The organism is Nostoc sp. C117 (assembly GCF_043099735.1).
Lineage (GTDB): Bacteria > Cyanobacteriota > Cyanobacteriia > Cyanobacteriales > Nostocaceae > Nostoc.
Genome location: NZ_CP170991.1, coordinates 266320 through 279385, shown reverse-complemented (window position 1 = coordinate 279385; position 13066 = coordinate 266320). Strand labels below are relative to the sequence as shown.

The following is a 13066-nucleotide window of genomic DNA, read 5'->3' as shown; positions in this document are numbered from 1 at the left end:
CTCCTTGTCCCCTGTTCATTTGTCTTTTTCTTCTCTACCAGACGCTACACAAACAATTTTGAATTGATTTTTGCCCCTGGATGATTGGTAATAGGTAATCGGCTGCTAAACGATGACCTACTACCAGTAATAGATAAAGCATAAGTATTTCAGCAAATCAGGCACTTAGGTAAAGCAAAAAGAAAGGTTCTTTATTTTTACTTTGGTTTTTAGGGTTTTATTTGATTTGCGCCTGTTATTCAAGGCCCCAGTTATAAAGACACAGGGTTTTGTTTTTCCTACAATGTTTTAATAAAAACTCGGTAAAATGCACCCGGCTGAATTGGCTTTGAGATTCTACCAGTAACCTTTGCTACAAAGTTTTTTATGAAGGAAACTGTTCCTGAGACTTTGTGCTGCTAAATAAGACTTTCACAAAGTAGAAATCACGATATTTTATGAGTTCTACTTACTGCTTAGTTTTTATTGCAACCGGGGTATGAGATTCTTATTTGATTTGATACCTAATTCACGATTTTTCACTACTTAAATTACACCTTTAAATTGGGGGATTTTCAGCAGCATTACGCAAGCGCATTAGCTGACGTCGCATTTGAGGTGAGGCCTTGAACTCTGATACTTCCTGGGCTTTAACAGATGCTTGCAGAGTCTCCAGAAAATCGTCAGAACCCTCGGTCAAAGCATCGAGTAGCACCTGTAAAAGTTGCTCGCGATCGCCCAAAAGACTTTTTTCCTCAATCAACCGGAATTTGAGATGTATTTCGCACTCATAAACACCTACTTCGAGATTGGTTATCTGGCGTGGTAATGCTTTGGAGTTCATAGCTATTGAGATTCCTTTACTTGGTGGTCATGAGGGTAAGGAGGTAGATGTCCAGCAAAAGTTCTTTATATCTTTTTTGAATCCAAAGTGCTTGAATTAAGAATTTTTCTTCATCAATCACCTTTGTATTCCATTTCACTCTCCTGTGTTTTGTTTTCAAGTCAAATTTTTACTGTCTCGATTTTCATGTGACTCTGCTAGATGTAGCTTATGGTAAGCCATAACTATTATTCAGTTTTTAAGATTCTACACAATAAAGTTTCTGTAAGAAGTTGTCCGGGCTTTTTAAAGCTTTTTACATCAACTTTATATGAACGTCAATAACAGTTTGAGTTGTTACTTTATTTTTGGTGTTTATACGTAAGTAAAACCGCTTAACTTTTTTACTTTTATTAAAGCCAGAGGTCGGTGTAGCGCTCTTCCGTAAAATTACTAGATGTACGTTTTTTTCAAGAGAAAATTTAGGAGAAATTGATCGAAATAGTTATTATGGTAAAAATTTTTGTTCTGGATTAAAAATGTACACAGATCAAATTATTCCCGCAAAAGACCTTATCTTACTGTCTTCTAGACTTGATGATTACAAAAAGCTGAGCAGTGGGCACTAGTAGCATAGCACTGAGAGAATATTTCTCTTCACTAGATAAAATACTCTACCCAATAATTCTGGTGCGAAAATCATAAGCCTACTGTCAGTACTAGTAATTAGTTGCGACTTCAATTACTAACACAAGTAAAAGCAGTAATCAGTACAGGCAATATTTTTACTTATGCCGATGTAATATACCCTTTTAAAACTGCCTTCAAAGCTTGTAAATTAAGAGCATTCAAGCTCGAATATAGCGTTTACAATAATTTCAGTGTAATTCACCCAAATCTTACACCCTTTTATGGATAACCCAATGCTGCTCAAGTCCACAACCCGGCATATCCGCATTTTTGCGGCTGAAATTGACCGGGATGGCGAACTGGTTCCAAGCAATCAAGTCTTAACCTTAGATATTGACCCAGACAACGAATTCAACTGGAATGAAGATGCGCTGCAAAAGGTTTATCGAAAATTTGATGAACTAGTAGAAGCATCTAGTGGGGCAGACCTCACAGACTATAACTTACGGCGTGTTGGGTCAGACTTAGAGCATTATCTGCGATCGCTCCTGCAAGTCGGCGAAATCAGCTACAATCTCTCTGCCCGTGTTACAAACTACAGTATGGGAATCCCCCAAGTTGCAACTGATGACAAGTAATAAGCGAGATAGTTACTAGAAAACTCGCTAAACCCATCATCAGAGTGACCAGTGCTAACCAGGAGTCAAGAGTCAAAAGTCAAACTTAGTTTTTGGACTCTTGATTTCTGACTCCGGACAACCCCGATGAAAAAATATGACAGTTTGGATTAAGACCTTGTATATTACCTATCTTAATTCTTAATTAAAGTTAATTATTGCTATCCTACTTATAAACTAGATAAATACCAACATTAATCTGCTTATTGAAAATGGAGTAATTTAATAAAAGCAAATAGCGCAGTTATGCTTGAGTTATGCTTTGGTGACAGGGTTGGAGTTAGTTGCTTTGATGATGGAGAGTCACAGAGCAATAGAAGCTATGATGAGGCTGTAGGGTTGACTTGGGAGCGTATTCTTTAGATAAGTTAAGTATTAGCACCTGCTGATAACCACCAGCTAGAATCATCATCTGAAGTCTGGATATGTCAAGTTTAAGAAAGGTGAGCGGTCTAGATTGTCCCTACTAATGCTGTTAAAGAAATTGCCAATCTCCGATCGGTGGGAAAACTATGGAAAATGACGCGGCAACGCTCTACTGTCCAAATGAAAATTGTCAGGCTGCCAACCCCCTGACTCACAAGTTTTGCCAGCGATGTTCTACGCCCCTACCCAAAAATTATCTCTGGGCTGCGGTGGATGGTCTGAGTTTGGGCAACCCTGGAAAAATATTAGCCGATCGCTATTTAATCGTTGATAAATTTGTTCTCCTAGATACAAAGCCTGGTTTATTAACTCTAACGCCAGAGTTAGAGAATTTACATATTCCCAGAGCTTACCTTAGACTCATTCCCTACCGCTTACACGTACCGCAAGTATATGGAGTCCTAGCCCTAGCTGACGATCTCTCAGGGCAAGAAATCTTACTTTTAGAAAAACCGCCACTATTGCTCGATCGCACAACTCAACAAGTGGATCTAGGAAACGAGTTAACCACAGATTGGCGTGACGCTACATCAATGCGCCAACTCAATTGGTTGTGGCAGATAGCTCATTTGTGGCAACCTCTGGCAAGTGAAGGTGTAGCCTCTAGCTTACTTGACTCCTATGTATTGCGGGTAGAAGGCTCATTAGTACGTTTATTGGAATTGCGTTTCGACACCGACACATCACCAGAATTGCCAGAATTAGGTAAATTCTGGCAGCAATTGATCGATAACGCCAAACCAGCCATTACTGAATTTATCGATCGCATTAGCCTTTCCCTAATTCAGGGAGAAATTCATTCATCCGAACAATTAATCACAGTTTTAGATCGGGGATTGGCAGAATTAGGGCGATCGCAAACACCCACGATTAAAATTATCACTAAAACCGATACCGGGCCGAGTCGCCAACGTAACGAAGATGCCTGTAGCCCCCACAGTGGCACCCTGGTGAGCAAACCACCCCAGCCCACAGCCTTAGCAATTGTCTGTGATGGCATCGGCGGACACGAAGGCGGCAATGTCGCATCAAATTTAGCTATTGAAACAATTCAACAGCAGGTACAGCAACTCACGAAAGTTCCCTACGACCACATAGATCCTTCACTGCTGCTGAGTGACTTAGAAAAAGCAGTGGCCATGGCTAATGACAAAATTAGTCAGCGTAATGACACTGAAAATCGCCAAGGGCGTCAGCGCATGGGCACAACCTTAGTTATGGCATTGCCAGTTGCTCATGAAATGTACATTACCCATGTGGGCGATAGTCGTGCCTACTGGATTACACGCCAGGGCTGTTATCAAGTTACCCTTGATGATGATGTCGCTTCCCGCGAAGTGCGCCTAGGCTATGCCATTTACCGAGAAGCCGTGCAACAAAGTTCTGCTGGTTCACTCGTCCAGGCTTTGGGGATGGGTCCTAGCACTTCATTGCATCCCACCTCTGCAAGGTTTATGCTCGATGAAGATGCAATTTTTCTGCTCACATCCGATGGATTGAGTGATTTCGATCGCGTAGAAGAGTACTGGGAAACAGAAATCTTGCCCATTTTACTTGGGGAAACAAACATCACAAATGTTGCAGATAGATTAGTCGAAATCGCTAATACGAAGAACGGACACGATAATGTCACCGTCGCTTTAGTACATTATCAAGTCCAATACTGGGAACCAGAAATCACCGTTAAAGCAGTCATTCCCCAGAGTTACTCAGCAAAAACTGTTGATTTGGCATCAAGAGCCACAGATGCAGCCCTTATCAGTAGCCCAAACCAGAAAACTCAGGTCATCGAGGAAAGTCTGCCAACAAAAACTTCCCAATTCCCCCTACAGTGGATAGTTCTGTTGTTATTTGTACTAGCAGCAGGTACTGTAGGATTGTTCGTTAGACAACTGCGATCGCAATCAGGCCCGTTTCCAGTTATATCATCCAATCCCACAGCGACTCCAAACCCTACTGTTATCGCCACACAACCACCCCGAACCCTGGTTAACCTGGCTCCTGGCTGGGTAATTCAAACCAACAATCAAATCCCCTTGGGAGAGAACCAACCGCTTGCTGCTAAAAGTTTTTTAGAAGTTATTGAGACCAAACCAAATCCCAAACCTGCATCTGGAGATTTTTTAGTACTTGTGCGAGTTTGTACAAATAAAAGTACGCCAACTCCAGCACCCTCTCAAGCACCATCATCATCAAAACCGGTGTTAAAAACAGGCGAAAGGGTACTGATTAAATTTTCCCAACTGAAGAGTTTTGGAGTCTCTGTTTTACAATCATCGACACCAAATCCATGTAGAACTGTTAACCAACCCCCAGTTACTCAACCAGATGAGACCAGTCCAACTTAGTCAAATACTCGATAAACTAGTAAAAACCTGGAATAATAACAGGTAACAACCAGAGTAAAAAACTGACAAGGTAAAAAAGTAAAAAATTTTTACCTTGGAGAATTGTTATTTGAAATTATTTGTTTTTAGCTTTTAGTTTTATGAATCCATGCCATCCCTGAATTTGGCGATCGCCCGTCTCTTAAATACTGGCACTGACAACTTCGCTATTTGGGTGGTCAAGGCTCCCTATCCCAGTGGCTATGTTTTACGTGACTGTGTGTGGCCTGTTGAACTGACTCAAGCATGGCAAGAATGGCAGCAAATGTTTGCTGGTCATAGTCGTTTAGATATTTCCCCAAACTCAACATCTCAAACAAGCAACCCGTCGTTACCCATTGATGCGATTTCATCCCCTTTAGGTCAGATCGTTGGTCCCCACAGCAGTCGTCTGATGCAATACTTGGGAATGAATTTATGGCGCTGGGTATTCGATGGCCAAATTCTTGGTAGTCTGGAACGCAGTCGCGGGATTGCAATGGGACAGCATACACGTTTGCGCTTTCGACTGGAAATCCGCGACCCGGATCTCATTGCTCTACCTTGGGAAATTATGCAGCGTGAACCTGGTCAATCGGCTATGTCTCTTTCCCAAGATTTGTTATTTAGTCGTACTAGCAGTGAAGTTGACCCCTTACCGTATTTGCGAACTGACCAGGTTTTAAGTATTTTGTTGGTTTTAGGTCACGATGAAAAGCTGCAACTAGAAGAAGAAGCGCTGATTTTACAGCGAACTCTTTTAGATACCCCAGTAGATAGCAATTCCCAAAGATATGCCCCCTGTATGGTAAATCAACTCTTGCAACCATCTCCAGAAGAGTTGATTCAAGAACTAGAAACCAAAGCATACAATGTTTTCTTTTATGCTGGACACGGTTTGCCAGATCCAGACGGTGGGTTACTGTTTTTGCGACCAGACATGACCCTTAATGGTATAGAATTAGCCCAAGTATTGACCCGTACTGGTGTGAAGTTAGCCGTTTTTAACGCCTGTTGGGGAGCGCAACCAGCTGCTATGAATAATCAAGCGATACCTGCTAGCAGTTTGTCAGAAGTATTGATTCGACATGGTGTACCAGCAGTTTTAGGGATGCGCGACGAAATCGCCGATCGCGAAAGCCACAGTTTTATTCAAGCCTTTGCTGAAGCTTTGCGATTGTATAAGCCAATTGATGAAGCTGTGACACAGGCTAGGAAAGAATTATTAACATTATATAGATTTAATCAACCTGCTTGGACTTTGCCTGTTCTTTACCTGCATCCAGATTTTAATGGCGAACTCGTTAAAAACCTTGATGAAGGAATTACCGAATTACCAGACACAGCCATTCCTGATGTAGGTTCTGTCGTTCCTAGTGCAAGTTTGCGATCGCTCTCTTCAAAAGATAAAAGCTGGTTATTACGTTATGGAGTTACTCGCATTGGTCGCACCAAAGATAATGATATTGTCATTCCCGAACCATCTGTTTCTAAACGTCACGCCGAAATCTTTTGCCGCAATACTTTGACTGATGCTACACTGGTGCGAACTTATTATTTGCAAGATTTTTCCACCTACGGGACAACATGGTTTTTAGGTCCTAATGGTTGGCAACAAATCCTCCGGGAGGAAGTCCCGCTGAAATCGGGAATGCAGTTAAAGTTTGGAAGTGCTAGAGCTGAAACCTGGGAGTTTATTATTGAAGACTCCTTGTAGAGTGATTGCAGAAACCAGTTTTGGTCTTGAGAATCAGCCTTGAAAATCTATTTTTACCAAGAGAAAAAATCAACTTTTTTGCGGAAATCTCTTCTCGGCAATTGTAGCTGTCAATACCACCAAATAATCGTGAGGCAATAAAAAATGACTAAAAAAATCAACGGCTCAGACACTTTCTCCTCTTTGCAGTCTCAAGTAGATTTAGAATTACTAGAAGCGTTATTACAACCAGACGATGCTACCTATCCTTGGAATCCAGCAGATGAAGAGTCAGAAGCTTATTTTCAAGAACTAGAAGAACAGTTTGGGATACAAGATTTACTAGAGGAAGAACTAACAAAGCGATCGCCAGATTTTTTCAATCATCTAGATACACTTTGGTCTGCTATCTCCCCTAGTGAAACCGATAATCATAATCCCCAACAGTCATTAGTGCTTAATCTGCAAGAAGCATTACGCGGTGCTTTTTATACCTGTATTCCACAGACATTGCTTAACACAATTGCCACCAAAGCTGCTGAGATATTTTCACCTCACCAATTAAGGGGCGAACAACTAGTTGAATGCGTTCAGGCAGTACTACCAAGTTGGGAAACAGAGGATCTTTTAGTCTTAGCTCGTCCTTTTGCTTATGCTATGCGAAGTAGCGAATCGCATAATCCGGCATCTACCATCACTAAGCTTAATAATAGAGAGTGGACAAATTTATCTGAAATAGAGCAAGCAAAGATTAGCTTGGCGATCGCCTACTACGCTCTCACTCAAATCGACAGGTACAAATCTGAATCATAACTTCAGTCTGCTATTTATCTTTTGAATGATTAAATAGGATGGGATTTTTGGAGCAGGTAGATTTATTTGCTAGTATTAGCTTGCTCTTTTAAACATCCACTAACTCTTAATTTTTAAGTCAAGCGATGCTAAATGTAGCATAACGATACGCTATTTTGAGAATGAGACCATCTATCCCAAGACATAGATATTCAAAAGTAACAGGTATTCGTTATCTCGGACCAAGGAATCGGGTAGCAAAATTTTGGGATCGCGTTGGTGAAAGTGCCCGTGCCTTGAGAATTGCCGCCATCAAAAATGCGTAAGATAACACTCCAACAATTACCAACAGCAAGGCATTAATCGATCCGGTAGCATTCCAGAGAGCATGCAGTGCAGCAGCACTCAAATAACCAATAGAAAGAATTTGCCAACTTCTACTAGGTTTGAGGACAGCTAAACCGATAAAGTAGCCCAAATAGCCACTGTAAGCCATGTGTCCAGCCACAGATCCTAAAATTCGCGGAATCAACAGTTGTAATCCTGCCAGTTGACCAGCAGCACCGATACCCACCTGTTGCGTGACATTTTGAGTGATATCCGGTACATATTGACCGAGGGTTTCCAATAAAGTGAAGCCCACAGCAGAAGCCGTTCCCAGGAGAATACCATCTAGAGGCTCCCAAACGCCTATGCTTTCGCGCCAAGGTGAAGACAACATTCTACCGATGGCAAAGGCTCCTAATACAGGCAATGCTTTGAGTAATTCTTCCATTAACCCAGCACCAAAAAACATCCGTACCAGCAATTCTGTAAAGGTGGTAGATTCTTGGGATGAGGGCAAGTTTCCAGGTAGGATGCCGCGAAAGAAGAAAATAAATAAGTCCAATACTGGACTGAGCAAAATCAGCATTGTACCCATTGCCGCAGCCATTAACACCCACCAAGGCTTCTGTTTACCGCAAAGTTGGTAAACAAAATAGTAGGCAGCGAAGGCAATGTAAGTAGCGACGATTACTTGATTTGCTTGGGGACGACCGACTGTAGCAAACATCAGCACTACGAAGATTACAGTCAGTATTCCTGGTACGAGGTAAGCTTTACGAGTTAAATCTTTACCAGTAGAAATAATCGGAAAAAGCTGAGTGAAGCTAACAGAATCAGGCTGCTTTAATTGGGTGTGGTTGTGATGGTTGGTTGCCGAGGGTAGTGGTGTAACTTGGTTAACAGTCGTTGCCGGAGTTTGGGAGGTCAACTCATACTCAAAAACGTATTGCGGTCCATCAGAACCTAAAGAAATGCGATCGCCTGGGTGCAATTCTTGACATTCATACAAACGTTGTCCATTCAAATAAGTACCATTAGCACTATTTAAATCACAAAGTACCCAGCTAAATTTACTATCTGGAGATAAAGAAAGGGGACGAACCACAGCATGACGACGAGATACCATTCGATACATCATGGCATCCAAGACAACTTGGCAGCTGGGGTCGCGTCCAATTACTATTTCTTTACTGGGGGGCAGTGAGTAGCGAGATTCCGCTTCAAAAGCTGCTCCATTACCAGACACTAGCCGCAGAAATGCATTATGTCTTGCGTTTTTGCCTGTCATTGAGTTAGAGTGCGTTTCTAAACTAATTCTTAAAATAATTTGGCAGCAGGACTAACCTTAGCCACATCAACAGCAGCATTGCTAAATCCACTATAGCTTCACTTACTGCTAAGAAATTTAAAATTCCTAGTGCAAAATTTCATATTGCTTTATTCATCTCATGTTAATCAGTATTTCATCCACTAAGAATTTTTCCTAAACCTGGGTTATGAGGCGCATGAATTTAGATTTGATGAGTTATCTACTCTTGACATCCTAGCGGCAAATTAAACACACGGCAATCTATTAAAAAAAAGTAGTTTTTACTGCATTTATTTACATTAACAAAATATATAATCGCCAGTGGTCTATTGTCATTTATGTTTGCCACTAATGAGCTTTTTTGGGGCAGAGAGTAGTGAAGTAAACTGCCCCAGAGATTGAACCAAAATATTTTTGCTGCATCGTCTTTAAAAAACTGTAGCCAGGTCTTGGTGTTCAATCTTAGTTCCAAGGAGTGTAAGAAATTCTGCCAGCCAACGAGGATGAGCAGGCCAAGCTGGTGCTGTTACTAAGTTACCGTCAACTATAGCCTCATCAACAGAGATATCGACATAAATACCTCCAGCACTCTTGACATCTGGGGCACAAGCAGGGTAACTAGCACATCTTCTGCCTTGTAATATATCAGCAGCTGCTAATAACTGTAAACCGTGACAAATAGCAGCGATCGGTTTATTTGCTTGAGCAAAGTGACGAGTGATTTCTAGCACCTGTTGATTGAGGCGGATATATTCTGGTGCCCGTCCTCCAGGGATAATTAAGGCATCGTAGGTTTCAGCTTTTACTTCGGCAAACCCAGCATTTAAAGTGAAATTATGGCCGGGTTTCTCACTATAAGTCTGGTCTCCTTCAAAGTCATGAACTGCTGTTCGCACCTTGTCCCCAGCTTTTTTATTCGGGCAAACTGCATGGACTGTATGTCCCACCATTTGCAAAGCTTGGAAAGGAACCATTACCTCATAGTCTTCTACATAGTCCCCAATGAGCATTAAAAGTTTCTTTGCAGTCATGTTTTTGCTATCCTCAGTTATCGATCGTTTGTCATTTCTTAGGACTCATTATTTAACCAATTTAGATGCAAATCAGCCGATCGCCTGATGCGTCAATTTATCGGTATATTACATCATCAAATGTGCCATAATGCACGATTTAAAAGCTGCGATTTAACAAAGTTTAACGCATCCTTGTAGGTTAGCTGCTAGTATATAACTAGTAACTTGGATTAATTAAAGCCAGCCCTTTCAATGCGAACAAATGAACTAGTAGAAGCAAATCAAAAAAAGTCTTAATTTAGCTAAGTTATAAAACATAAAAATAGTTTGAAGCAGACATGAAAATGCTCTGAAGGGGTGATATGCGTCTAATACCCTAAGTACTGCAAAGGTTTGCTCCAATTATGGTAAGATAAACACTTACGTCAATTATTGGTCTAATTGAACTCAATACTCAACAACTAATTTTAAAGTGCAATCTAGAGCAATCTAGAGAATGGAATGGAGGATGGTTTTATTGTACAGAAAATCCCTTTAATTATGCCTACCTACTTATCAGTTAGACGTGAAAATTTAAGTATAGGTATTATTAAATGTTAGCGCTACTCTACGAAAAACTGCTGTTCGCTGATAGCGCTAACATTTAAATTTGGTGTCTTTGCAAAACTACAGTGTCAAAGATTGAGGATTTGTCTCAATCAATTTTGCTAAATCTTGCAAGAAGGCCGCAGCATGGGCACCATAAATAATACGGTGGTCGGAAGTAATATTAACTTGCATTTGTTGGCGCACGGCAAATAAACCGTCGGGTGTTGCTACTACTTGCGGACGCGATGCCCCGATCGCTAAAATTGAACCTTGTCCAGGCGGCAAAATCGCATCAAATTTATCTACGCCAAACATCCCCAAATTCGACAGGGTAAAAGTACCACTATTGTATTCTTGAGGCTGTAGTTGTTTTGCCCTCGCACGTTCTACCAAAGACTTCCAAGTACGCGACAGAGAATAAATATCCACTGCGTCTGCATTTTGCAGCACAGGTGTAATCAATCCCCCATCATCCATCGCCACAGCTACGGAAATGTTGATATCAGAATGATAAACAATACCTTGGTCTGAGTAGCTAGCATTTAACAACGGGTGTTTTTGCAATGTCACCGCTACAGCTTTTGCCAATAGCGCTGTCATTGTCACGCCTTTGGATTTAATTTGTTTATAAAGTTTGTCTAATCCATCGGTAGTAATTGTATAACCGACACGGAAAACGGGCACGGATATGGTGGCTACCATGTTCCGAACTACGGCATTTTGGAAGGTAGTTAAAGGTACGATTTGACCAGGAACAGCCGCTACCACTGGTGCGGGTGCTGGTGTCCGAGGTGCTGGGGGTGCAACAGGGGCACTGGTTGGTACGGGTGCTGTTGGGGCAACAGAGGCCGGGGCGGGTTGTTTGCCCTTATTGGATAATGCTTCTACATCTTCGGCGACAATGCGACCGTGGGGACCACTGCCTTGAAGTGTAGTTAAATCAACTTTGAGTTCTTTGGCTAACTTGCGGGCACGGGGTGAAGCTACAAGCCTTCCTTCTTTGTGGTTAGACCCGTTTTGAGACGCTAAGGCAGGTGTTGGGGCTGAGGCTGTGGCAGCAACTGGTTCAGGGGAAGAGGTGGTAGCAGCCGCACCGCCAGAATTGGCGAGGGATTTGGCAGTTTCAATTTCAGCTTCCGTTTCGGCGATGAAGGCGATCGCAGATCCTACCGGGGCAGTTTCACCAGCTTCAACTATGATATGGGCAAGAAAGCCCTCATAAAAGGTTTCTACATCCATATCTGCCTTATCTGACTCTACAACCACCACTGTTTCGCCTTTTTCCACTTTGTCCCCTGGCGATTTCACCCAGGAGACGATTTTGCCTTCAGTCATGGTAGAACTCAGAGCCGGCATAAATACTTCGTGAATGCTCATAGGGTGGTTTGGGAATCAATGGTTTATGGACTTTAACAGCTTTTGTCAGATCGAATTGTATCTTGGTGGGAGAGTTTTAGACCGTTTATATTTTAGGTTGGGCATGGGGCATTGGGTAAAACAGTTCCGTTAGCGGTAGCGGGGCGTTTAGCCCGTTTTGAGTAAAGAACTGAAATTCCCCACTTAGCACTCACTACTCACCACTCCTGAAGGGCATGGGGCATTGGGTATGCCAGAATTAATTGACTCTTGACAAATGAGCAATGACTCTAGGAACCTAAATATGGCTTAGAAGTCTATAATACAGAGCTATCCCCATACAGGGTTAGCTAATATCTAGTTTTAGTCGTTGACTTGCAAAAACCACTACGAGTTTCTCACAGATTAAATGGGATTGCTATTTATATTCCTCATAACTACTGCTTAAGAGACAAAAGCGAGATTACAGATAGAGTATGTGGAATGCAGTTCAATCTAGAATTCAAAATTGGTAATAAACCTATTTGAAATTCCTCTTTACTTTTATGTCGGCAAAGTTGAAATTCTTTTTAATTGTGATACTTGGTATCTTTGCCACTGCTGGGGCTGGAGTTTATATTATCCAGCACCAGCCCTCTGCACCGATTGTTGAGACTAGTAATGGCCAAACCCAGCAGGTGGCAGCAATGCATCAGTCTCAAGAAGTTTTAGCATACCCAGAGCGTTCTGATTATAGAACTATACCTCTACAAAAGCTCAACTCATCTCTTCAAGGTAGCGATCCTGCTACTCTCGCCCTAAATGCCTTCGACGATATAGCATCAGCTCAAGTAACCCGAAAGGTAGAAGTAGTTTATCCGCAACGAAATCAGGCCTTGGTGACAATTACACAAATCAACCAGGGTAATGATTCTGTTGATGGAGTTAAATATCGAGTGGAGATGACCACCTTTGGGCGATCGCTTTTTATTAGTTCACCTCCTGTCTGGCAAATTGTTTGGGCTGGCTCCCAGGTGGAATGTTGGGCTGGAAGCCATCCAAACACAAAGTTAAATCACATATGTCATTAGTCATTGGTCATTAG

The 13066-nt window shown here is 41.8% G+C and carries 9 protein-coding genes; 5 read left to right on the top strand and 4 right to left on the bottom strand.

The window, feature by feature from the left end; all coding sequences use genetic code 11:
* Positions 1–538: 538 nt before the first annotated feature.
* Entirely contained in the window at positions 539–823 is a 285-nt protein-coding gene (locus tag ACFG4S_RS02940; RefSeq protein ID WP_392533383.1) for an Npun_R1517 family heterocyst differentiation transcriptional regulator, read from the bottom strand.
* Between the two features lie 890 nt (positions 824–1713).
* Between ACFG4S_RS02940 and ACFG4S_RS02935 the strand changes: the two genes are divergently transcribed.
* The 4 genes from ACFG4S_RS02935 (at position 1714) to ACFG4S_RS02920 (ending at position 7410) form a co-directional block, all read left to right on the top strand.
* Positions 1714–2070 (top strand): NAD(P)H-quinone oxidoreductase subunit M, encoded by a 357-nt coding sequence (locus ACFG4S_RS02935; protein ID WP_392533382.1) that lies wholly within the window; start codon positions 1714–1716, stop codon positions 2068–2070.
* Positions 2071–2621: 551 nt separating this feature from the next.
* Positions 2622–4883 carry a protein phosphatase 2C domain-containing protein gene (locus ACFG4S_RS02930; protein ID WP_392533381.1) on the top strand — a complete coding sequence of 754 codons (2262 nt, stop codon included), beginning with the start codon at positions 2622–2624 and terminating at the stop codon, positions 4881–4883.
* Positions 4884–5031: 148 nt separating this feature from the next.
* Complete coding sequence (locus ACFG4S_RS02925; RefSeq protein ID WP_392533380.1) at positions 5032–6618, top strand: CHAT domain-containing protein; 1587 nt, start codon at positions 5032–5034, stop codon at positions 6616–6618.
* Between the two features lie 144 nt (positions 6619–6762).
* On the top strand, positions 6763–7410 hold the full coding sequence (locus tag ACFG4S_RS02920; RefSeq protein WP_392533379.1) for a hypothetical protein: 648 nt from the start codon (positions 6763–6765) through the stop codon (positions 7408–7410).
* A 211-nt stretch (positions 7411–7621) separates the two neighbouring features.
* Here the strand turns inward: ACFG4S_RS02920 and ACFG4S_RS02915 are convergent, their stop codons facing one another.
* From ACFG4S_RS02915 to ACFG4S_RS02905, 3 genes are all read right to left on the bottom strand, one after another.
* Positions 7622–9004 (bottom strand): PrsW family glutamic-type intramembrane protease, encoded by a 1383-nt coding sequence (locus ACFG4S_RS02915; protein ID WP_392533378.1) that lies wholly within the window; start codon positions 9002–9004, stop codon positions 7622–7624.
* A 449-nt stretch (positions 9005–9453) separates the two neighbouring features.
* Positions 9454–10056, bottom strand: a complete 603-nt coding sequence (locus ACFG4S_RS02910; protein ID WP_392533377.1) for a DJ-1/PfpI family protein — start codon at positions 10054–10056, stop codon at positions 9454–9456.
* 648 nt (positions 10057–10704) lie between these two features.
* Positions 10705–12003, bottom strand: a complete 1299-nt coding sequence (locus ACFG4S_RS02905) for a dihydrolipoamide acetyltransferase family protein (protein ID WP_392533376.1) — start codon at positions 12001–12003, stop codon at positions 10705–10707.
* A 524-nt stretch (positions 12004–12527) separates the two neighbouring features.
* Here ACFG4S_RS02905 and ACFG4S_RS02900 point away from each other — a divergent pair.
* Entirely contained in the window at positions 12528–13052 is a 525-nt protein-coding gene (locus ACFG4S_RS02900; protein WP_392533375.1) for a hypothetical protein, read from the top strand.
* Positions 13053–13066 lie beyond the last annotated feature (14 nt).